We start from the raw sequence: 21,833 nt of genomic DNA on the forward strand, positions 1-21,833 counted from the left end.
GCCCGATGAAAGACACCGTGGGCACCCTGCTCAACCGGATCGAATTTCCGGTCCTCCTGGCTGGCCTCGTCATCGCTGGCGGGCTGTGGGGCTTCGTGGAGCTGACGGAGGTGGCGCGGGCGACCGCGCCGCACGGCTTCGACACGGAAATCCTGCTGGCTTTCCGCCAGGCGGGCCAGCCCGGCGTTCCGGTTGGTCCGCCGTGGCTGGAAGGGGCGATGCGCGACATCACGAGCCTTGGCAGCTCCAGCGTGCTGGTGCTGATCACAGCGGCGACGATCATCTATCTGCTGCTGATCCGCAGGCCGGGGACCGCACTTCTCATCTTCGTCGCCGTGGCGGGTGGCCAGGTTCTGTCGAGTCTTTTGAAAGTCGGCATCGACAGGCCTCGGCCCGAGCTCGTCTCGCATCTGGTCAGCGAAACGTCGCTTTCCTTCCCCAGTGGCCACGCCATGCTGTCGGCGGTGACCTATCTCACGCTGGGTTCGCTCGCGGCGCGTTTCCTGCATGGCCGGGCGACCAAGGTCTATGTCCTGGCACTCGCCGTGCTGACGACGGTGCTGGTCGGCGTCAGCCGCATCTATCTCGGCGTCCACTGGCCGTCGGATGTGCTGGCAGGCTGGTGCGCGGGCTTCGCCTGGGCGACGCTATGCTGGTTGGCCGCGCGGCTCCTGCAGCGGCGCAGTGTGGTCGGCGAAAGTGAGTGATCTTCACATGGTTGAACTATGCCTTCTGATGCTTGAAACATCACAATGACGGTATTATACGTTATGTCTGCAGACTCAGACATGGGTTCAGGCCGATGATCACTGCCGCGCAGATGCGCGCCGCAAGGGCGTTGGCGGGCATCGACCAGAAGACACTCGCCGAGCGCGCCGGCGTCTCGCTTCCGACCATCCAACGCATGGAAGCGAGCGACGGCGTGGTCAGGGGCGTGGTCGATACGCTGATGAAGGTCATCCAGGCTCTCGACGAGGCCGGGGTGGAATTGATCGGCGAGAACCAGGCCAGCGAACGCGGCGGCAGGGGCGTGCGCCTCAAGCCCGCCGCGCCGCCGGATCCCAAGGCTGAGCCGGCATAAGTCGCGACGGCGACCGCCGACAGTCCTGCCGACGATCCCGCCGCCTTTCAGGGTGCGGAAGGCAGTCCATGGATCAGACACGGCGGGCAGGGCATCAATCGGCCCATAAGGCGGCCCATGGGCCGGCAAAGCCGACATTTTCCGAATTGTTCACGCCGAAACTCGTGACGGTCTGGCGGGAGGGTTACCACCTGCCGCAATTCAAGGCCGACGTCATGTCCGGCCTGACGGTCGCCATCGTTGCGCTGCCGCTGTCGATGGCAATCGCGATTGCATCGGGCGTGACGCCGGAGCGTGGCCTCTACACCTCCATCGTCGGCGGCTTCATCATCTCGGCATTGGGCGGCAGCCGTTTCCAGATCGGGGGGCCGGCCGGCGCCTTCATCGTGCTGGTGGCGGCCACGGTTGCCCGCGTCGGCGTTGACGGCTTGCTGCTGGCGACGATGATGGCCGGTGTGTTCCTGCTCGCCATCGGCTACCTCCGGCTCGGCACCTACATCAAGTTCATCCCCTATCCGGTCACCGTCGGCTTCACCGCCGGCATTGCCGTCATCATCTTCTCCGGCCAGATCGTCGAACTGTTCGGATTGACCTTGCCGGGCAAGGAGCCCGGACCGTTCGTGCCAAAACTGATCGCGCTTGGCGAGGCGGCCGGCACGATCAACCCCGCCGCGACCTTCGTGGCGCTGCTGACCATCGCGACCATCGCCTTGCTGAAGCGCTGGCGGCCGAAATGGCCGGCCATGCTGATCGCCATCGGGCTCGCCTCGCTCGCCGTGGCGCTGCTTGCGCTGCCTGCCGAGACGATCGGCACGCGCTATGGCGGCATCCCGCGCAGCCTGCAATGGCCTGGCCTGCCGCCGGTCGGCCTCGACAGGATGATCGACGTCCTGCCGGACGCTATCGCTTTCGCGCTGCTCGGCGCCATCGAGTCGCTGCTGTCGGCCGTCGTCGCCGACGGCATGACGGGCCGGCGGCACCGGTCGAATTGCGAGCTGGTGGCGCAGGGCTTCGCCAACATCGCCTCTGCCCTGTTCGGCGGCATCTGCGCCACCGGCACCATTGCCCGCACCGCCACCAATGTGCGCGCCGGCGCGCACGGGCCGGTCTCGGGCATGGTGCATTCGGCGATCCTGCTCGCGCTGATGCTGGTGGCGGCACCGCTCGCCAGCTACATCCCGCTCTCGGCCCTTGCCGGTGTGCTGGCGGTGGTCTGTTGGAACATGTTCGAAAAACAGGCCTTCGCCGCGCTGCTGCGCGCGTCGCGCGGCGATGCGCTGGTGCTGATGGCGACCTTCCTCATCGTCGTCTTCCGCGACCTGACCGAAGGCATCGTCGTCGGCTTCGCGCTCGGCTCGATCCTGTTCATCGACCGCATGGCCAAGTCGGTCGCGGTCGAGGCGGATCTGGCGCAGGACGACGTCGCCGATCGCATCAACGGCGCCGGGGCCTATGATTCCAGCGAGGCGAGCGACGCCGACACCGTCGTCTACCGTATCTCGGGCGCATTCTTCTTCGGCGCCGCCTCCACCGTCGGCAGCGTGCTCGACCGCATCGCCGACCAGCGTCGCAACTTCATCCTCGACTGTTCCGCCGTGCCGCTCTTCGATTCGACGGCGGCCAATGTCATCGAAAGTGCGGCCCACAAGGCCAGGCGCGCCGGTGTGCGCTTCATCATATCAGGTGCGTCGCCGCGGATACGGCGCATGCTGATCAACCACGGCGTCAAGCGGCCGCTGGTGACCTACGCCGCCTCGATCCGAGACGCGCGGGCACAGCTGGCTGGGAAACAAGAGGCGCGGTAGCTTTGCGTTCAGAACTCTTCGTTGGAGGGCGGCGTCGGCCCTCTCTCACCGGTTGAGCGATCTCGGACCGCTGACGAAGGGACTGCCCCTGAGATAGAATCGCAGCAGCCGGTCGGCATCCTTCGAAATGCCGATCCTGGGGCTCTCCGCGATTTCGCCGGGCTCGTGATCATCGCTTGCGAGCCATAGCGGGCCTTCCTGGCACAGGTCGAGCCCGTCGAGTGAACGATCGATACGCAATGCCGCAGCCAGTCTCCCGGGCCCGCGCGCCAGATCGCGCAACCGCTCGACACGACGGTTCAGCCGCATGATCGCGATACCTTCCAGTGGCTCGAGGGCCCGGATCAGCACGCCGGTACCGATCCCCGGCATGTCGCTCGAGACATTCAGCATGTAGGAGACGCCATAGGCAAGATAGACATAGGCGTGCCCCCGCTCGAGGAACAGCGAGCGGTTGCGCGGGGTCATCCCCCGATAGCCGTGCCCGGCGGCATCGCCGGCGACATAGGCCTCGGTCTCGACGATGCGGCCGCTGACCCTGCCTTCCGGCAAGTCGCGCACCACCACCTTGCCGATAAGAGTGCGGGCGAGGGACACGGTATCGTTCGGCAAGTCCGCGCGGCCGATCGGCCGGTGATTGTCCCTGTGCTTCACGGTCGCCACAACCCGACGGTTGTTCGATCCGCGGATCGAAGTCCTTCCGCGGTCAAGCCCCCGCAGCAGCCAAATCCTCCGGAGACGGAGCGCTGGCAAGATCGTCGCGCGCCTTGCGGGCCAGTTTTTTCGTCGAGTGCTTGGGGCTGTCGCCGAAGAGTTCGGAGGCCTCGGCAAGACAGGTTTTCCTCAGGCTCTTTTCCGAACGCTTCAGCAGCTTGCCGAGAAGCTTTGTATCCTCCGGCGGCCCAAGCGGCTCGCCGTCGGTCTCGAGCAGCGCGCGCATGACGAACACGTCATGCAATTCGCCGAGCCGATCGCCCAGCGCATCGACGGCCTTGCGCCGCGCCTTGATCGGCGTCGGCCAAAGCCTGCCCAGCAGCGAGAGGTGCATGCCATGCGCCTTGGCCGCCTTGCGCAGGTCGTGGAAATCGTCGGCTTCGCCGCGCGAGCCGGCTTTGTCGAGCGCCTTCCTGGCCCGGCGCAACGCGGTACGGGCGCCTTCGGCAAGCACGTCGGCGGCCTGTTCCGGCTGGTCGGGCAAGGCAAGACTTTCGATCCGCTTCATGCCGTCCTCACAGGCAGCGGTCGCCGCGCCGATTGCGGCCCGAAGCCCAGCGCCCTCAAGCAGATCATGCTGGCGGGCGACCAGCCTGTCGCGCACGGCATCGAGCCCGCCATTGGCGCTTTCCTTGTGAAAATCTGCCGCCAGCCGGTCGATGGTCTCGATCAGCGCCGTCGCCTCACGGGGGCCGGCAAGCAGCGCCGCCACATTCCGGTAACAATGGTTCTCGGTCGTGCAGAATGTTTCGTTCCCGGAATGAACAAGCCGCAGCAAGGCGCGCGCGCTCTTGATCCGCTTGCGGCATTTGTGCACTCCCTGTTCCGGCCGGCTGCGCGCCGTGTCCAGATGCAGGAGTGCTTTGCCGATTTCTTCGGCAAGGATGCGCCTGACCTCAGCGGTCAACGGCAGGCGCGGATCGATGCGAAAGCTCATGCGGCGATCTCCGGAATCCCCCCGAGGGCGAGCGACGCGTTGTAAAATTTCTGCTCGCCGGTGACTTCTCGGCCGAGCCAGTCTGGCAGCATTTCGTCCGGCACGTCTTCCGGCGTCTCGAGTTCGGCCACCACAAGTCCCGCGAGCGCGCCACCAAAGACGTCGACTTCATAGAGATAGCCGCGATGCCTAACATGGTGTCGTGTCTTCTCGATGACACGTCCGATGGCGAAGTCCAGCATCTCCAGCGCGTCGGCCAACGGGATCGGGTATTCGAATTCGTCCCGCTCACGCGCCGCGTGCCCGAATTTGAGCGTCAGCTTGGCGGAGGCGCCATCGCTGATGCGGATGCGGACGGTTCGTCCAGGTGCGGTGGCGAGGTAGAACTGGAGAATGCGGATATCCGCCTCGACCAGATCCCGCCACGCGGTGCTGGAGACCAGGAACTTGCGCTCGACTTCCTTGCCCATGACCGCGCACTAAAGCGTCTGCCGCGGGCGATGGCAAGATGGCCAGGTACACGAGTTGACTTTAATCAATCGATTGATTAAAGTCTGGCATGGTAAAGTCGCCGGTCACCGGAACTCCGCGCCGCCAGCCAGCCCCGGCGGAGCTGACGCGCGCCGCGCTTGTCCGCGCGGCGCTGAAACTGTTCGGTGGGCAGGGTTTCGACGGCACCTCGACCCGCGAGATCGCGGCGGAAGCGCAAGCAAATATCGGTTCGATCGCTTATCATTTCGGCGGCAAGGAAGGCCTTCGCACTGCCGCCGCCGACTATATCGTCGAGATTATCCAGTCGGTCGCCGGCCAGGCACTGGGCAATGGCCAGCCGGAAGCGGCAAGCGATCCGGAGGCGGCGCGCGCGCAGCTTTTCGCCGCGCTGGAGCAGATGGTCGGTTTTATCGTGGCGCAGCCGCAGGCCGGCGAGATCGTGCAATTCGTGCTGCGCGAGCTGTCGCATCCGACGGCTGCGCTCGACCGCATCTACGACGGCGTCTTCGAGCCGACGCATCGCCGGCTGTGCGTGATCTGGGAGCAGGCGACCGGCGAGCCGGCCGAAAGCGAACGGACCCGGCTGACCGTGTTCACGCTGATCGGCCAGGTCATCTATTTCCGCATCGGCCGCGAAGCGGTGATGCGCCGCATGGGCTGGCATGACATCGGCGCCGCCGAGGCCGCCAAGGTCGTGGCGGTCACGACGGACAACCTCAGCGCCATGCTGGCCGCCAGAAAAGGGACCGGGATGAAGGGGCAAAGACCATGAGCTTGCTGTGTTCGTTGCCGCTCGCCGCGCAGCTTTTCGGGGCCTGTGCGCCCACCGCCCCGCTGGCCGTCGGCTATGTCGAAGGCGATTATGTGCTGCTGGCGCCGATCGAGGTGGCGCAGGTCGAGGGCGTTGCCGTGAAGCGCGGCGATCGCGTCACGCCCGGCACGACGGTGGTGACGCTGGAAAGCGCCGACGCCAGGATCGCGGTGGCGCAGGCCGAGGCAAGCCTCGCGCAGGCGCAGGCACAGCTTGCCGACCTGCAGGTCGGCAAGCGGCCGGAGGAAATCGCCGCGCTCAAGGCTCAGGTCGACATGGCCAAGGCGCAGGCCGACGACGCAAAGCGAAAATACGACCGTGCCGCCGATCTGTTCAAGCGCGGCACCGGCACGCAGGCCGATTACGACACGGCTTCGGCGACGCTGGAGACCGCCAACGCCCAGGTCGGGCAGGCTGAGGCCAATCTCGCCGTCGGCGGCCTGCCGGCGCGCGCCGAGACGATCAAGGCCGCCGACAATCAGGTCAAGCAGGCGCGGGCCGCACTGCAACAGGCCGAGTGGCGGCTGTCGAAACGGGTGCTGGCAGCGCCGTCGCCCGGCCGCGTCAACGATGTCATCCGCAATCCAGGCGACACAGCCGGGCCGACGGCGCCTGTCATCTCCATGCTGCCCGACGGCGCGGTCAAGCTCAGCGTCTATATACCGGAAACCGCCTTCGCTTCCGTCAAGGTCGGCAGCCTGCTCAGCGTTCGTTGCGACGGTTGCGGCCCGGACGTAAAGGCGCGCGTCAGCTATGTCTCGCCCGACCCCGAATTCACGCCGCCGGTGATCTATTCGCTCGAGAACCGGCAGAAGCTGGTCTATCTCGTCGAGGCGCGGCCGGAGGGCGATGCGGGTCTGCTGCAGCCCGGCCAGATCGTCGACGTCGATCTCGCGGAAACGGCGAAATGAATGTCATCAACGTTCATGGCCTGGTCAAGCGGTTCGGCGACAAGACTGTCGTCGACCATGTGACGATGGCGGTCGCCGAAGGCGAGATCGTCGGCTTCCTCGGCCCCAACGGTTCGGGCAAGACCACGACCATCCGCATCATGTGCGGCCTGCTGACGCCGGACGAGGGCGAAGGCACGGTGCTGGGGTTCAACATTCGCACCGACTCGCTCCGGATCAAGCGCGAAGTCGGCTACATGACGCAGAGATTCTCGTTCTACGAGGATCTGACGATCGGCGAGAACCTCGAATTCGTGGCGCGGCTCTACCAGTTGAAGCCGGTTGAAGAGTACGTCGCCAAGACACTCGATGAGCTTGGGCTGGCCAGCCGCCGCAACCAGTTGGCCGGCACATTGTCCGGCGGCTGGAAGCAGCGGCTGGCGCTGGCCGCCTGCATCATGCACAAACCGAAGCTGCTTTTGCTCGACGAGCCGACGGCCGGCGTCGACCCGAAAGCGCGGCGCGAATTCTGGGACGAGATCCATCACCTTGCCAGCGGCGGTCTCACGGTGCTGGTCTCCACCCACTACATGGATGAAGCCGAGCGCTGCCACCGCATCAGCTACATCTCCTACGGCAAGATGCTGGCCACCGGCACCGTCGCGGAAGTGGTGAAGAATGCCGGGCTGACCACGTTCGTGGTCGAGGGCCCCCGTCTGGACAAGGTGGCGGAAGCGCTGCAGGGCCGCCCCGGCGTCGACCAGGTGGCGCCGTTCGGCGCGGCGCTGCATGTCGTCGGCTCCGACAAGAAGAAGCTCGAAACGGCGCTCGCCGATGTCGAGAAGCAATACAAGGGCGTGACGGTGGCGCCGGGCGAAACCAGCCTCGAGGACGTCTTCATCCAGTTCATGTCCGGCTCGAAGGACAACATGGCATGAACGACGTCTTTTCCTTCGCCAGGCTCGGCGCGCTGCTGATCAAGGAGTTCATCCAGATGCGGCGCGACCGCATCACCTTCGCCATGATGCTGGGCGTGCCGCTGATCCAGCTGGTGCTGTTCGGCTACGCCATCAACAACGATCCGAAGAGCCTGCCGGCGGCGCTGGTGGCGACCAGCAGCGATCCCTATACGCGCGCCATGGTCTCGGCGCTGCAGACCACCGGCTATTACCGCTTCGACCATGTCGCGCAAAGTGCCGAGGAGGCCGAGTTCCTGATGGCGCGCGGCGACGTTGCCTTCGTTGTCACCATCCCGGCCGATTTCGGCCGGCGGGTGGAGCGCGGCGACAAGCCGCAAATCCTGATCGAGGCCGACGCCACCGACCCGGCGGTGGCCAGCGGCGCCATCTCGACGCTCGGCACCGTCGCCGGCCAGGCGTTGCTCAGAGCCCAGGGCATGCAGGAGGCCGCCGCCGAGGCCGCCAGGGGCCAGCTCGATGTGGTGGTGCACCGGCGCTACAACCCGGAAGGCATCTCGCAATACAACATCGTGCCCGGCCTGCTCGGCGTCATCCTGCAGATGACGATGGTGATGATGACCTCGATCGCGCTGACGCGCGAGACCGAGCGCGGCACGATGGAGAACCTGCTTGCGATGCCGTCCAGCCCGCTGGAAATCATGATGGGCAAGGTGCTGCCCTATCTGGCGGTCGGCGCGGTGCAGGTGCTGGTGGTGCTGGCGGCCTCGAAGCTGCTGTTTGCCATTCCCTTCGCCGGCTCGATATCGCTGCTGCTCAGCGCCGTGCTGGTCTTCGTGCTGGCGCTGGTGCTGCTCGGCTACACGATTTCGACGATCGCCCGCACGCAGATGCAGGCGCTGCAGCTGACCTTCTTCTTCTTCCTGCCCTCGATCATGCTGTCGGGCTTCATGTTCCCCTATCGCGGCATGCCCGGCTGGGCGCAGATTTTCGGCGAAATCTTCCCGCTGACGCATTTCCTGCGCATCACCCGCGCGGTGATGCTGAAGGGCGCACAGCTGCCGGCGGTGGCGACCGAGATCGGCTGGCTGGTGGTGTTCGTGGCGCTGTTTGCCGGCGTAGCGCTGGTGCGGTTCAGGCGGACGCTGGATTAGAGGGTGGAAGAAGGTGCGCCGGGCGGAGCGTTGGAGCGTTCGTGTTTCGTTCGCGCCTGATTTAGTGTGGGCAGCAGACTGATAGGGCATCGGGCAACCGCACAATGAAATTCCTTGAAACAACTGCTGACATTCCCGACGAGTTAGTCACCGACGCGCTGGCAGGGCGGATGGTATTTCTATGCGGCGCAGGAATTTCAATGCGAGTTGGTTTGCCGTCCTTCAAAAGACTTACCGATCTTATCTACGAGGAGCTTGGCGAGACATTCGAACACGATCCACCAGAGAAGGACGCCTACGACAAGTCCGAGTATGACCGTACGTTGCGAGTGCTAGAGAAGCGCTTACATCGGCCTGGCACTGTCGGCTCGCCTGTCCGCGTTGCCTGCGCAAATCAGCTGCGGGTGCCGAGCAATGTCGAGCTTTCGGCTCATGCATCCGTACTTACCCTCTCCCAGGATCGAGGCGGAAGAAGCCGGATACTTACAACGAACTTCGATACGCTCTTTGAGCGAGCTCTCGCCGAACGCAAGCTTCCCGTAGTCAGTGAAGCAGGTAAGGCGCTGCCGAAACCCGGTGGCCCGCGCGATTTCGGGATTCATCATTTGCATGGGCGCCTCGCCGATGCCAAACTCGGACTTGCCGAAACCGACCTCATCCTCACAAGCGCCGATTTCGGCGACGCTTACCTTCGTGACGGATGGGCGTCGCGATACGTTGAAGATCGCATGCGTACGTCCACCTTGGTTCTGGTCGGCTACCGTGCCGAGGACGCAGCGCTTCGCCTGCTTCTCGAAAGCTTGGACGTCGACCGGGAGCGTTTTCCCGATCTGAACAAAATTTATGCGCTTGAGAGGTCGTCCAACGGCTCTGCGGCGCAGTGGCGGGCAAAGGGCGTTATCCCGATCGAGTTTGCCACACATGATGAACTCTACGGGACGCTCGACGAATGGGCGAAGTATGCAGTTCAGCCGGCTGACTTTGAGCGCGAGCGGATCAGGGCGATTCTGGCGAAGCCTCCTCAAGACACCAGCGAGTTCGAAAAGTCCCAGCTAAAATTCTGCTTGGGACGTGCTGACACTCATGCGTCGCTTGTGGCTAATAATCCTTCCTTGTCACGGCTGTCTTTGCTGGCGGAACTAAAACTGGTGAGGTTCGATGATCGGTGGCTCGCGACATGGATCGAACGAAATCTCGATGCTTCCACGGCCGTTGTCCAGATTGTCGAAAGCCTCGGCCTGTTTGGACCGGAAACAGCCGACCTGCTTGAATACCGACTGAATCGACATCCGACATCTTTGCCAGATTATTTGCGCCTGAGTTGGACTCTGATCATTAGGCACATGCGGAACGTGAAGCATGGGCTTGCGATGCACGGCTGGTACGAACTGCTGCCCCGCCTCAATCAGGGTGAGCGCTCCGCAGATATGGTCGAGCGCCTGACAAGCCTGCTGAGACCTCACGTTAAAATCACCAAGCGTTTCTTTTTGCATGACGACAGACCGGACGCGCCTCAAACCCCCAGCGATCTAATGTCCATCGGCTATGAGCCCGACGAAGACATCCAGATCAGCGAAGTGGTCCAGGCCTGGTCAGCTGATTCGCCCGCCGCTGTGGACGAGCAACTTCTGCAGTCACTTTGCCATACCCTCGATGCAACCCTGAACGATGCCATCGAGATTGGCGTTGAATCGAACACAGGTTACGGGACGACAGACGGGGACGTGCCATCCGTTGCGGACCATCCGCAGAACGCCTATCGGAAGGGCTTCTTGCCGATCGTTCGGGTCGTCGCCGAGATATGGTCGCGGCTGGCGGATAAAGACATTGCTCGCGCCCGCGCCTTTGTGCCGCGCTGGATTGCCTGCCCGCACCGCCTGAACCATCGGTTGGCGATGTTCGCATGTACAAGCAACGCTATCGGTCCCGATTTGGCCGGCGTTGTGCTGCAAGCTCTGCCAGCGGGCGAGCTTTTTCTAACTGGCGGAACCGTCGAGGTTTATCGGCTTCTTCGCTCGCGCTGGGCCGAACTCAATGCGGAGGTTCGAGATGAGCTTGAAGCGCGCCTTCGCAGCGGACCGCCATCGGAGTGGTTTCGCGAAGGCAGCGACGTCGCCCGCTATCAAGACCGAAGCCGCTACGACCTGATCGGAAACCTAATCCGTGATGGCATCCAATTCTCGGGCGCGACATGTGCGGTGTTTGAGGAGATCGAAGCGCGATGGACACAATGGGGACTGCGCCCGGCCGCCCAAGCCGGCTTCAATAGTTGGAGCGAGTCAGGATCGGGCGAGGAGGGTAACGTTGACCAGCTTGAGGACGTTTCGGATCAGGACCTCGTCGCCACGGCGTTGGGACTCGATGCCGAAGGGCGGTTCGAAGGGGGACAGACATGGCGCGCCCTTTGCCAAAATGACCCTGACCGCGCGCTACGTGGTCTTGAAGCTGAGGCCGATATAAACTCCTGGCGCGTTGATGCATGGCAACAGCTTTTGTGGTCGCCGAAGACATTCACCGACGCTGATGCGCCGGCCCGGGTCGCGTGGCGGCTGCTTGCTTGGCCCGACGCGAGTTTTTCCACAATCGCAAAGCAAGCGTCGAGCTGGCTTGAAAAACCAGAGGCGCTCGCGCTTGAAAAGCCAATTTGGGCTGTGTGGGATAGAATTTTCGCAGGGATAGAGCCCGCAAACGACAACGACGAAGACATCCTGCTCAGATTGCTTGACCAGGCATTGAACGTCCCAATCGGTCGTTTGACTGAAGTTCTTTTGAGAAAACTTCCGACATCGGAGAATGAGCCTGCATTCGCCACGAACATCAGGCCGCGCCTTGAGGCGGCGGTTCAGATGCCGGCCCGAAATGGCTTGCTGGCGCGCGTGCGCCTGGCCGTTGAGGTCACCACTCTATTCGATCGTGCGCCAACATGGACGGCAGCAAACATCATTCCGTTGTTCGATTGGGCTTCTCCCGATGCCGCCGCTGCCTGGTGCGCGCGGCGCTTTTCGCGCTACATCGGAACACCAGAGCTCTTTGCCGTCACTAAGGCGCCCTTTCTGCAGCTTTTCGGCAAAGCCGACATGCCAGAGGAAGCAATCAATATCTATGTGGAATGGCTACCCACTATTCTGATCGCCAACCGCAAGGACGATGCTGGCTATGCGCTCTCCGCAGCCGAGGCGCGGGCAGCATTGCGGCAGGCGAGTCCCGCCGTGCTTCGATCCGTCGGGCATCGTTTGGCGGGGGAAATGGAAGCTGCCGCGCCTGAGGAAAAGCTCGCACGTTGGCGAGACATTGTCGGCCCGGTGTTCCAAGGGATATGGCCGCTCGATATCGAGATGCAGACGGGCCAATCTACCTTCAAACTGCCACAGATCTTGCGGGCTACAGGAGAAGCTTTCCCGGTAGCTATCGACGTCATTCTGCCCTTCGTTCAGCCTGGGAACACAGATCGCGGCACGAGCGTCTATTCGCTCTCAGATGTCGACAATCTCCTTTTCACATCAGCACCGGCAAAGATGCTTGACCTCGTAAGCGCAGTGGTTGGAGCGCCACCTCCGGGATCGGTATTTGGCCTACAACCGGTCCTTGACCGTATCCGAGCGGCAGAGCCAGCATTGGCCGGTACGCATAAATTCCAGGCATTGACGACGGCCGCGGCTCCACCCGCGCGGTGATGCTGAAGGGCGCGCAGCTGCCGGCGGTGGCGACCGAGATCGGCTGGCTGGTGGTGTTCGTGGGGCTGTTTGCCGGGGTGGCCCTGGTGCGCTTCAGGCGGACGCTGGACTAGGGGCGGGGGACAAGCCGCTGGGCGGGCGTGAGTGGGTCGAAACGGTACGTCGCGGTAGCCAGAACCGGATATTGATGAAGGGCACGTTCTAAGCCGGAGCAGGCATGACTGCTTTGCGCCCATTGCGGTCATTTGGTTGGCTCCAATGGTTCCCCAAAAGCAGCCATGCTTGCCAACCATCAAAATCTTCACAACATCAGAGCTTCGTGTGAAAACTGACGACGCCTAAGGACGGCAATTAATTGACTGTGGAGAGGTTGCCGCCTCACAATTCCTGGAATGTTCGGCCCTCAAACGAGACCCAGTAAATGGCCTGCTCATGCGGGCAGACGGGCTCGTCGCGCCAATTGCCCAGGCGCACGCGGAAACGTTCGCCGATGCGAAGACGCAGCCATTCGGCGTGCTGCCGCTCGGCCGGACCGTCGTAATAGATGTGGGCGTGATAGCTGGCGATTTCCGAAAGCGGCCTCGGACCGGCTTTTTCGTTCACTTCGATGTTCCCCTTCGATGATCCCCGGGGGACTCTACACCAAGCCCCGACACTCGGAAGAGGCCGCGTAGCCCCGAAAACCGCAGCGGCGGGGGGTGCCTGCACTCGCTACCCCCCCCCCTGTTGCCGCGGCGCCGTTACTGGCCGCAATGGTGGCCATTCACCGATGGTGGCGCCTTCGGCGGCCTGCCGCTGGCATTGGGTGTTTCCGGGTTTGCCCCCTGCGGGCCTGCGGGGCAATTTTGATCGGCATTCGAATTCATATAATCCGAGCTCGTCCCAACGATGCCAATGCTGGAGGTGGTGCTTGGATCGACGAGCACCCGTCTTGCATGGTGCCTTGGCTGGTGGGTCCCGGAAGTTGCCCCGGTGTTTGCGTTATAAGCGCCGGCATCCTGGGCCAGCGCCGCCGTCGCAAGGCCGATAGTGAGGGCCGAGGCTGCGAGGATTTTTGTAAGCATGGGAGGTACTCCATCTTCGTTTTTCGGCTTTTGCCGGATCGTGTCCGACATGGGCAGAACCCATCGGTCCGATCGACGTTCCGTTGAGAGTCGACACCTTTTTGTGAAATCTTGTCGTCAATCGTTCACAAACGCTCCGGCGCCGCCGCAAGGTGCCGGGGCATGTCATTAGCCGACTCACCTGTGAAGCCGATAGGACGAGCCGCGCCGCGCCGCCGCATGATCGAGTTCCCCAGCCTGCCTCCGATTACGGACAGTCGGCTTGCGGCCCCAAAGTGGTCCCAGCCGCGCGACAACTTGAGCATCCTGACTTCTGAAAGTCGTCGCTCCTCGGCACCAAGCCTCCTATCCATTGCCCCATTCTCGCCGGCACGTTCGCCAACTGCGGACCAAGTTCTTCCGCGATCGTCAGGTGCGTGATGCTGGCGTGGCTGGCCACGATTCTGAGGCCATTTTGCGCCATCCCCAAGTCCTCACGGACGAACGCAGATGATCGTCTTTCCCTTGCGCCGCTCGGTCGCGTTGAAGGCGGCGATGGCATCGTCGAGGGACGAGACGTTGCCTATGTTCGTGCGCAGCCGTCCGTCCCGCACCCGCTGGCCGATCTCGCTGAGCTGGGCACGATCGGACTCGACAACGAAGTCGACCGCAAGGCCGTCGGCGGGCCGCGCCTCGACAGGCCCGACGACGGACACCAGCGTTCCTCCGGCCCGAACCATGCCTGCGGACCGCTTGCCGATGTCGCCGCCGATGACGTCGAACACTAGATCGACCTTGCCGGCGTCTTCCAGGGCGTCGTTGTCGAGGTCGATGAACTCGTTGGCGCCGAAGTCGAGCACCGCCTGACGGTCGGCGGCGCGTCCGGTGCCGATGACGTAGGCGCCGGCCTCTCGTGCGAGTTGCGTCACCATCGACCCGACGGCGCCGGCCGCGCCGTGGGCGAGGACGCTCTGCCCGGCCCGGAGGCGGCCGTGCTCGAACAGCCCCTGCCACGCGGTCAGGCCCGAGATCGGCAGGCTCGCGCCCACCGTGAAGTCGACGTCGCCCGGCAGCGGCGCGAGGTTGCGTGCCTCGATGGCGATATACTGCGCCAGGGTGCCGTCGCGATACCAGTCGGCGAGGCCGAACACCCGCTGTCCCACCGACAATCCCGTCGTGCCGTAGCCGAGAGCGGTGACCACGCCGGCCAGCTCGTGTCCGGCAATCGACGGCGTTCGGTCACGATCGCGGCGATCGGTCCAGGTCGAGGGCCACGCCAGCTCGGTCGGGACGAACCCCGAAGCATGAACCTGAACCACGACATCGTTTATCGCTGCCTGCGGCTCGGGCCGCTCCACCAGCGTCATCCCGGCCGTTCCCGCGGCCTGGTCCGTCACCACGATAGCCTTCATGATAGTTTCCTCCTCGGTCATTTGTCTCTTTGGTGGAGAGGCTTCCGACCACTGCCCGGGTTTGGGCGGCACGTTCGCCAGCAGGGGTCCCGAGGCCTTCGGCAATCGTCAGATGCGCGACGGCGCGTGCAATCCGGAACTGGTCGCCGCTTATGCAGCCGCCATGATTTCGGCATAGGTGCCGAAATCGACATTGCCGCCGGACAGCACCACGGCGACGCATTTGCCCGCGAGTTCGATCCCGCCCGAAGACAGCGCCGCCAGTCCGACACAGCCGCCCGGTTCGACCACCAGCTTGAGGTGGGCCATGGCGTCGCGCATCGCCTGCGCGGTCGCCGTGTCGGAAACGGCAATGGCGCCCGCGAGGTTCCTGCGGTTGATCTCGAAAGTGATGGCGCCCGGCTCGGCGGTCAGGATCGCGTCGCAGATCGAGCTGTAGCCCGGTTCGTTCGAAACCCGGGCGCCGGCGGCAAGCGAGCGGCGCGTGTCGTCGAAATGCTCCGGCTCCACCGCCCAGACCGCGGTGCCGGGCGAGGCGTCCTTGACCGCGACGGAGATGCCGCTGGTCAGGCCGCCGCCGCCGCAGGGGACAATGACCGCGTCGAGGCTGACGCCGAGCACCCCGGCCTGCCTCATGAGTTCAAGGCCGATCGTGCCCTGCCCGGCGATGATGGCCGGATCGTCGAAGGGCGGCACCAGCATCATGCCCTTGTCCAGATAGGGGCGAACCACGGTCATGCGGTCATCGCGGAAGCGGTCGAACGGCACCACCTCGGCGCCCATCCGGCGGACATTGCCGATCTTCATCGCCGGTGCGTCCGCCGGCATGGCGATGACCGCCTTCACCCCGAACATGGCGGCGGAAGCGGCGACCCCTTGCGCATGATTGCCCGAGGAAAAGGCGACGACGCCACGGCTGCGTTCTTCTTCACTGAGCGAATACAGCTTGTTGTAGGCGCCGCGGAACTTGAACGAGCCGGTGCGCTGCAGCGTCTCGGGCTTGAACAGGATACGGCCGCCAAAGCGCTTGTTCAGCTCCTGCGATTCGATCAGGGGGGTTTCGACAATCAGGCCCGAAAGCCGGGCAGCGGCGGCGCGGATGTCGGCGATGCCGGGAAGGGTGGGGGTGGTCATGCGAGGTCCAGCAAGAGAGATGGTGTCTCTATGATGCCCGCAAAGGCACGTGGCGTGCCATTGAAAAAATGTGACCGTTACAAAGTTGGCGAGTCATGAACGGCGTTTGCACCGCCCCTCACCTGCCAAGGGCAGTGAGGGGCGGCGCCGAGACCGGGAATTGACCGCTCCTAACCCAGCAGCGTCCTTTGCCTCTTGGTGCCGCCCAGCTTGCGCCAATTGTTGAAGCGGTGGGTGGCGGCGGCAAACGAGATCTTCATCTGCTGTGAGACCGAATAGCGCGACTTGCCCTCGTCGAACATGCGGTAGCAGCATTCGACGCCTTCCTCGGTCAGCTTGCCATCCGGAGCCTTGTTGTGCGGATTGGCGGGGTCGAACTTCTCGACCTCCTGCTCGACCAGGCCCTTCAGCCTCTGCAGGTCCGCCTCGATGCTGGCGATAAGATCGAGGACGGGCTTCGGATCGAAATGCTGTGCGGGATGTTTTGTCGTCATCTGCTGGATCCTCATTCTTGTCTTAGGTTCAGCTATATAGGTGAATCTTTGCCGATAATAAAGGGCCACCCCACGCTCGAGCGCTTCAACAATTCTTGACCTCGCGGCCAAGCATGCGATTGACCCGGGCCACTTACAACCCTAGTTTAGAACAATTCTAAACTAGGGTGATTTCCTCATGCTTTCCCGTGTTTTCGGCTTCGGCCGCCGCCCCTTCGAGTCGCTCTCCGAACAGGAGATCCTGGCGCTGGCAATTTCGTCCGAGGAGGACGATGGCCGCATCTACCGGGCCTATGCCGACGGGCTGGCGGAGCGGTTTCCGCAATCGGCGAAAGTGTTCGAGGAGATGGCCAAGGAAGAGGACGGCCATCGCGACTCGCTGATCGAGCTTCATCGCAAGCGCTTTGGCGAGCGCATCCCGTTGATCCGGCGCGAGCATGTGAAGGGGTACTATGAGCGCAAGCCCGACTGGCTGGTAAGGCCGCTCGGCATCGAGCATGTGCGCAGCCAGGCCGAGGCGATGGAACGGCAGGCCTATCTGTTCTATGTCGAGGCGGCGAAGCGCACCACCGATGCCTCGACGCGGAAATTGCTCGACCACCTGGCCTTGGCGGAGCAAGGCCATGAAACGTTGGCGCAGCGCCTCGAACAGAAGCATGTCCCGGGCGAGGTGAAGGATGAAGAGGCCGCCACCGAGCAGCGCCAGTTCATCCTCACCTATGTGCAGCCGGGCCTGGCCGGATTGATGGATGGCTCGGTCTCGACACTGGCCCCGATCTTCGCCGCCGCCTTCGCCACGCATGACACCTGGCAGACCTTTCTGGTCGGTCTTGCCGCCTCGATCGGCGCCGGCATCTCGATGGGCTTCACCGAAGTGGCGTCCGATGACGGCAAGCTATCGGGCCGAGGCTCTCCGGTTAAGCGCGGCATCACCACCGGCGTCATGACGGCGGCGGGCGGCCTTGGCCATGCGCTGCCCTATCTCATCCCGCATTTCTGGACGGCAACCGCCGTCGCCGCCGTGGTGGTGTTCTTCGAATTGTGGGCGATCGCCTTCGTCCAGAACCGCTACATGCAGACCCCCTTCCTGCGCGCCGCCTTCCAGGTGGTGCTGGGCGGCGCCCTGGTGTTCGCGGCCGGCGTGCTGATCGGGAATGCATAGATAGGCGGAGGTCGGCGCTGCCCCTCATCCGCCTCCAGGCAGGTGAGGGGCGGCGCCAATATCAACCAAAAAGCCTCATCCATTCACCGCCCGGCTGTCCGCCGGCGCCTCGTCCCGCTCCGTCAGCCCATAATCGCGAATGACATGCGCGATGCGCAGACGATAGCCGGCAAAGATACCGCCCCGGCCGGCCTGCTGCGCCTGCCGGTGCTCCTCGGTGTTGCGCCAGGCCTTCACCGCCTCCTCGTCGCGCCAGAATGATAGCGACAGGATGCGGCTCGGGTCGGCCAGGCTCTGGAACCGTTCGATCGAGATGAAACCGTCAATGCCGTCGAGCAGAGGGCGCAAATTGGCGGCGATGGCGAGATAGGCATCGCGTTTGCCCGCCGCCGGTTCGACCTCGAAGATGACGGCGATCATGCTTTCACCAATGGCGCGTGAGGCCCGGAGACGTGTTTCAGGAACATGCGGTCTTCCTTGAGGATGAAGCGTTCACGGCGGGCGAATTCATAGTTTGCCTTGCCGGCTGGATCGGCGGCAAGCCGGGCGCGATAGGCTTCGTAGGCCGCCAGGCTGTCGATATTGTAGACGCCATAGGCCGTCGTGGCCGAGCCCTCATGCGGGGCATAGTAGCCGATCAGGTCGGCGCCGCAGCGCGGAATGGCCTGGCCCCAGTTGCGGGCATATTCCTCGAAGGCCGCCTTGCCGAACGGGTCGATCTCGTAGCGAATGAAGCAGGTGATGGTCATGGTCGGCTCCCTGGGTTTTTGCATCAATGGTTCGAGCGCGGTCGAAACGTCGTGCGCATCGAGGTGCTAGGCATTTCCGGTCAGGAGCCGCCGTTGCCGGCTCCTTGAGCTGAAGCCAGAATAGTGGTTACCTCACTGGGATGCTTCGACAAGGATCAAACTATGCGTGAAGGACCTGATATTGCCCGTATCGCCAGCCTGGTCGGCGATCCGGCCCGCGCCAATATGCTCTCCGCACTGATGGGCGGCACGGCATTGACGGCGAGCGAGCTTGCGCTGGAAGGCGGCGTCTCCCTGCCTACCGCCAGCTCGCATTTGTCGAAATTGATGGAGGGCGGATTGCTGACCCTGGCCAGCCAGGGCAGGCACCGCTATTACGGCCTTGCCGGGCCGCAGGTGGCGGGCATGATCGAGGCCATCACCGGCGTTGCCGAGGCCGTTGGCCCCAGGCGGGTGCGGCCGGGCCCGCGTGACGCGGCGATGCGCGTCGCCCGCGTCTGTTACGACCACCTCGCCGGCGAGCAGGCGGTCGCGATGCTGGACCGGTTTGTCGAGAAGGACATCCTGCGGCGCGACGACAGGGAGATCAGGCTTGGCCCGTCGGCGGCATCGCATTTCGCGGCAATAGGCATCGATGTCGACGCTAGGCCTCGCCGTCCGCTCTGCCGCGCCTGCCTCGACTGGAGCGTGCGGCGCTCGCACCTCGCCGGCTCGCTTGGGGCCGCCATCCTCGACAAGATTCTTGCCGAGAAATGGGCACGGCGGGAGAAGGACAGCCGTGCGGTCATTTTCTCGCCGCCGGGCAAGGCGGCATTCGAGAGGGTGTTTCTAGCCTGAGCCGGCTACCCCCGCTTCAACACCTTGCCCTCTTTGAAAAAATCCGCCCACGGATCGGCTTTCGCCAGCTGCTTCAGCGTTGTCTTGTCGCCGATCGGGAATGCGTTCGGCGCCAGTCCGGCCTCGATCTCGGCCCAGGTCACCGGCATCGACACGGTGGCGCCCTTCTTGGCCCGCGAGGAGTAGGGGGCGACGGTGGTCGCGCCGCTGCCATTGCGCAGATAGTCGACGAAGATCTTGCCGGTGCGCGCTTTCTTCGACAACGTCGCGGTGTAGCGGTCCGGCGCTCCCTGTTCCAGCGCGCGGGCGAAATCATGGGCGAAGCTCTTGACCTCGGCCCAATCCGCCGACGGTTTCAGCGGCACGACGACATGAAAGCCCTTGCCGCCCGACGTCTTGACGAAATTGGGCAGCGACAGCTCGTCGAGCTTGCCCCTTATGTCGAGGGCGGCCGCGCGCACCGCCTCGACGCCAACGCCCTCGTCCGGGTCAAGATCGAAGACGATCTGGTCCGGCCTTGCCAGATCATCGATGGTGCAGCCCCAGATGTGGATTTCGACGACGCCGAGCTGGACCAGCGCCGCAATGCCGTCGAAGTCGCGGATGTACAGGATTTCCTCGCCGTCGGTCGGATCGTTCGTCTTCGCGATCTTCTCGTGCATGCCGGGTGACGCATGCTTCTGAAAGAAGCGCTGGCCCTGGACGCCATCCGGTGCCCTGACAAGGCTGAGCGGGCGGTCGACCACGAACTGTTTCATGCGCGGCCATACCAGCGCATAGTGATCGAGCAGGGCTTGCTTCGATATCTTTTCGTCGGGCCATAAAAGCTTGTCGGGATGGGAGAGCTTCACGGTGGTTCTGGCGGCTCCGGCAGCCTTGGCGGCGCTTGATGCCGGCTTGGCTTTGGCCGCACTCTTGGCTGTCGGTGCTGCCTTCGGCTTTTCCTGCACGACTTCCTCCGCGGGCTTGTCCTCGCGCAATCCCTGGAACGAGGCATGGCGTATTATACGGTCGGAGGTCCAGCTGCGGAACTCCACTTCGCCGACAAGCTCCGGCTTGACCCAGACCAGGCCCTTGCCCTTCGGCACGGCCGCATCGAACGGTGAAGCCGTGGCTTTCAGCGCGTCGAGTTTCTTCTTCAGCTCGTTGGCGCCCTTGGTAGAGAAGCCGGTGCCGACGCGGCCGGCATAGTGCAGTTTGCCACCCTCGTAATAGCCGACCAGCAGCGAGCGCAGCCCTCGCCCGGTCTTGTCCGACGGCAAATAGCCGCCGATGACGAATTCCTGCCGTGCCGTGCATTTCGACTTCACCCAGGTCGGGCCGCGTCCGCTGCGGTAGGACGCATCTGCGCGTTTGGAAACGACGCCTTCCAGCCCCATGCGGCAGGCATGCTCCAGCATCACCTTGCCGGGTTCGGCGAAATGGTCGCTGAAGCGGACCGCCGAGTCCTGCGGCTGCCCGGCGAGCAATTCCTGCAGGGCCTGCTTGCGATCGACCAGCGGCTCGCGGCGCAGGTCCTGCCCATTCAGCCGCATCAGGTCGAATACATAGTAGATGAAGCGATTTGTCCGTCTTGCCGACAGATCCTGCTGCAGCAGCGCGAAGGAAGAGACGCCGCTGTCGGCCAGCACGACGATCTCGCCGTCGATGATGGCATCGCTGCATTTCAGGCCGGCGAGCTCGGCGACGATGGCGTCGCCGAATTTTTTCGTCCAGTCGAGGCCGGTGCGGGTCAGCAGCCGCACATCGGTGCCGGCGATCTGCGCCTGCATGCGATAGCCGTCGAACTTCACCTCATGCAGCCAATCCTCGCCGGACGGTGCATCCCGCTCCAGCGTGGCAAGCTGCGGCTCGACGAACTCGAGTTTGTGACCAGAAGCCTTCCCCTTGCCAGCGGCAGGCTTGTTCGAATGCCAAACCTTTGGCTTCTCACCCCTGGCGGTCTTACCCTCGCCGACTTCTTCGATCGTCAGGCCGGACTTCACCGATCTGGGCTCGTCCTTCAGAATATCCTCGCCCGGACGCGCGGCGGCATCACCCGACTTGATCAGCAGCCAATTGTCGCGCTTCTCGCCGGGGCGCGGTCTCAGCCGCACCAGATGCCAGCGGCCGTGCAGCTTGTGGCCGTTGAGTTCGAAATCGATATGTCCCTTCTTCATCGCCTTGGCCGGGTCGCCGTCGGGTGTCCACGTGCCTTCATCCCAGACGATGACCGAGCCGCCGCCATATTCGCCCTTCGGAATGGTGCCTTCGAACGGCGCGTAGTCGATAGGATGATCCTCGACATGCACGGCCAGCCGTTTCTCATGCGGGTCGAGGCTTGGCCCGCGCGTCACCGCCCAGCTCCAGAGCACGCCCGCATGTTCCAGGCGAAGGTCGTAGTGCAGCCTGGTCGCGGCATGCTTGTGGATCACGAAGATGCCGCCGGCCTCGCCCTTCTTGCGGACCACCTTGCCGGCCGGCTCCGCGGTCTTCTTGAAATCGCGTTTGGCATGATACTGTTCGAGGCTAGCCATCTGTTCGCATC

At 63.8% G+C, this 21,833-nt stretch carries 21 protein-coding genes and 1 pseudogene; 11 read left to right on the top strand and 11 right to left on the bottom strand.

Annotated elements, in window-relative coordinates:
* Positions 1 to 5: 5 nt before the first annotated feature.
* From FJW03_RS24315 to FJW03_RS24325, 3 genes are all read left to right on the top strand, one after another.
* Entirely contained in the window at positions 6 to 707 is a 702-nt protein-coding gene (locus tag FJW03_RS24315; RefSeq protein ID WP_140610589.1) for a phosphatase PAP2 family protein, read from the top strand.
* A 95-nt stretch (positions 708 to 802) separates the two neighbouring features.
* Positions 803 to 1,081, top strand: a complete 279-nt coding sequence (locus tag FJW03_RS24320; RefSeq protein WP_140699183.1) for a helix-turn-helix domain-containing protein — start codon at positions 803 to 805, stop codon at positions 1,079 to 1,081.
* Positions 1,082 to 1,149: 68 nt separating this feature from the next.
* Positions 1,150 to 2,886, top strand: a complete 1,737-nt coding sequence (locus FJW03_RS24325; protein ID WP_140765703.1) for a SulP family inorganic anion transporter — start codon at positions 1,150 to 1,152, stop codon at positions 2,884 to 2,886.
* 45 nt (positions 2,887 to 2,931) lie between these two features.
* Here FJW03_RS24325 and FJW03_RS24330 read toward each other — a convergent pair whose 3' ends face one another.
* The 3 genes from FJW03_RS24330 to FJW03_RS24340 are packed head-to-tail and all read right to left on the bottom strand — an operon-like array spanning position 2,932 to position 5,007.
* The gene (locus tag FJW03_RS24330) at positions 2,932 to 3,540 is read right to left on the bottom strand and encodes a DNA-3-methyladenine glycosylase (protein WP_140610592.1); all 609 of its coding nucleotides are present in this window, start codon (positions 3,538 to 3,540) and stop codon (positions 2,932 to 2,934) included.
* A gap of 52 nt (positions 3,541 to 3,592) precedes the next feature.
* Positions 3,593 to 4,537 (bottom strand): CHAD domain-containing protein, encoded by a 945-nt coding sequence (locus FJW03_RS24335; protein ID WP_140699192.1) that lies wholly within the window; start codon positions 4,535 to 4,537, stop codon positions 3,593 to 3,595.
* Positions 4,534 to 5,007, bottom strand: a complete 474-nt coding sequence (locus FJW03_RS24340; RefSeq protein ID WP_140610594.1) for a CYTH domain-containing protein — start codon at positions 5,005 to 5,007, stop codon at positions 4,534 to 4,536. Before FJW03_RS24340 ends, FJW03_RS24335 begins: the two co-directional genes overlap by 4 nt.
* A gap of 89 nt (positions 5,008 to 5,096) precedes the next feature.
* On the opposite strand from FJW03_RS24340, the gene FJW03_RS24345 reads away from it, so the two are divergent.
* From FJW03_RS24345 to FJW03_RS24370, 6 genes and pseudogenes are all read left to right on the top strand, one after another.
* Positions 5,097 to 5,801, top strand: coding sequence for a CerR family C-terminal domain-containing protein (locus FJW03_RS24345; protein WP_140765705.1), 705 nt, complete (start codon positions 5,097 to 5,099; stop codon positions 5,799 to 5,801).
* Positions 5,798 to 6,751, top strand: a complete 954-nt coding sequence (locus tag FJW03_RS24350) for an HlyD family secretion protein (RefSeq protein WP_140765707.1) — start codon at positions 5,798 to 5,800, stop codon at positions 6,749 to 6,751. The genes FJW03_RS24345 and FJW03_RS24350 overlap by 4 nt, the downstream gene beginning before the upstream one ends.
* Complete coding sequence (locus FJW03_RS24355) at positions 6,748 to 7,668, top strand: ABC transporter ATP-binding protein (RefSeq protein ID WP_140765709.1); 921 nt, start codon at positions 6,748 to 6,750, stop codon at positions 7,666 to 7,668. The genes FJW03_RS24350 and FJW03_RS24355 overlap by 4 nt, the downstream gene beginning before the upstream one ends.
* Positions 7,665 to 8,801 carry an ABC transporter permease gene (locus FJW03_RS24360; protein ID WP_140765711.1) on the top strand — a complete coding sequence of 379 codons (1,137 nt, stop codon included), beginning with the start codon at positions 7,665 to 7,667 and terminating at the stop codon, positions 8,799 to 8,801. The genes FJW03_RS24355 and FJW03_RS24360 overlap by 4 nt, the downstream gene beginning before the upstream one ends.
* A gap of 200 nt (positions 8,802 to 9,001) precedes the next feature.
* A complete protein-coding gene (locus tag FJW03_RS24365) occupies positions 9,002 to 12,475 on the top strand; it encodes an SIR2 family protein (RefSeq protein ID WP_226890713.1) in 3,474 nt (1,157 codons plus the stop codon).
* A pseudogene (locus FJW03_RS24370) lies at positions 12,463 to 12,588 on the top strand (ABC transporter permease); the annotation flags it as partial. The gene FJW03_RS24365 and the pseudogene FJW03_RS24370, both read left to right, overlap by 13 nt.
* 265 nt (positions 12,589 to 12,853) lie before the next feature.
* Here FJW03_RS24370 and FJW03_RS24375 read toward each other — a convergent pair.
* The 5 genes from FJW03_RS24375 to FJW03_RS24395 form a co-directional block, all read right to left on the bottom strand.
* On the bottom strand, positions 12,854 to 13,078 hold the full coding sequence (locus tag FJW03_RS24375) for a DOPA 4,5-dioxygenase family protein (protein ID WP_226890454.1): 225 nt from the start codon (positions 13,076 to 13,078) through the stop codon (positions 12,854 to 12,856).
* A 137-nt stretch (positions 13,079 to 13,215) separates the two neighbouring features.
* Positions 13,216 to 13,539: a hypothetical protein gene (locus FJW03_RS24380; RefSeq protein WP_140610648.1), complete on the bottom strand. Its 324-nt coding sequence runs from the start codon at positions 13,537 to 13,539 to the stop codon at positions 13,216 to 13,218.
* A gap of 473 nt (positions 13,540 to 14,012) precedes the next feature.
* Positions 14,013 to 14,930, bottom strand: coding sequence for an NADP-dependent oxidoreductase (locus FJW03_RS24385; protein WP_140765715.1), 918 nt, complete (start codon positions 14,928 to 14,930; stop codon positions 14,013 to 14,015).
* Positions 14,931 to 15,080: 150 nt separating this feature from the next.
* Complete coding sequence (locus FJW03_RS24390; RefSeq protein ID WP_140765717.1) at positions 15,081 to 16,064, bottom strand: threonine/serine dehydratase; 984 nt, start codon at positions 16,062 to 16,064, stop codon at positions 15,081 to 15,083.
* Positions 16,065 to 16,234: 170 nt separating this feature from the next.
* Entirely contained in the window at positions 16,235 to 16,558 is a 324-nt protein-coding gene (locus tag FJW03_RS24395) for a hypothetical protein (protein WP_140610601.1), read from the bottom strand.
* 178 nt (positions 16,559 to 16,736) lie between these two features.
* Between FJW03_RS24395 and mbfA the strand changes: the two genes are divergently transcribed.
* The gene (mbfA, locus tag FJW03_RS24400; RefSeq protein ID WP_140765719.1) at positions 16,737 to 17,720 is read left to right on the top strand and encodes an iron exporter MbfA; all 984 of its coding nucleotides are present in this window, start codon (positions 16,737 to 16,739) and stop codon (positions 17,718 to 17,720) included.
* A 75-nt stretch (positions 17,721 to 17,795) separates the two neighbouring features.
* On the opposite strand, the gene FJW03_RS24405 is transcribed toward mbfA, so the two are convergent.
* Positions 17,796 to 18,140, bottom strand: a complete 345-nt coding sequence (locus FJW03_RS24405) for an antibiotic biosynthesis monooxygenase family protein (RefSeq protein WP_140765721.1) — start codon at positions 18,138 to 18,140, stop codon at positions 17,796 to 17,798.
* Positions 18,137 to 18,469, bottom strand: coding sequence for an NIPSNAP family protein (locus FJW03_RS24410; RefSeq protein WP_140765723.1), 333 nt, complete (start codon positions 18,467 to 18,469; stop codon positions 18,137 to 18,139). The genes FJW03_RS24405 and FJW03_RS24410 overlap by 4 nt, the downstream gene beginning before the upstream one ends.
* A gap of 162 nt (positions 18,470 to 18,631) precedes the next feature.
* Here FJW03_RS24410 and FJW03_RS24415 point away from each other — a divergent pair, with 162 nt between their 5' ends.
* Entirely contained in the window at positions 18,632 to 19,306 is a 675-nt protein-coding gene (locus tag FJW03_RS24415) for an ArsR/SmtB family transcription factor (protein WP_140765725.1), read from the top strand.
* 5 nt (positions 19,307 to 19,311) lie between these two features.
* Here the strand turns inward: FJW03_RS24415 and ligD are convergent, their stop codons facing one another.
* Positions 19,312 to 21,822 (bottom strand): DNA ligase D, encoded by a 2,511-nt coding sequence (gene ligD / locus FJW03_RS24420; RefSeq protein WP_140765727.1) that lies wholly within the window; start codon positions 21,820 to 21,822, stop codon positions 19,312 to 19,314.
* Between the last annotated feature and the right edge of the window lie 11 nt (positions 21,823 to 21,833).

Origin of the sequence: Mesorhizobium sp. B4-1-4, from assembly GCF_006439395.2 — a bacterium.
GTDB lineage: Bacteria > Pseudomonadota > Alphaproteobacteria > Rhizobiales > Rhizobiaceae > Mesorhizobium.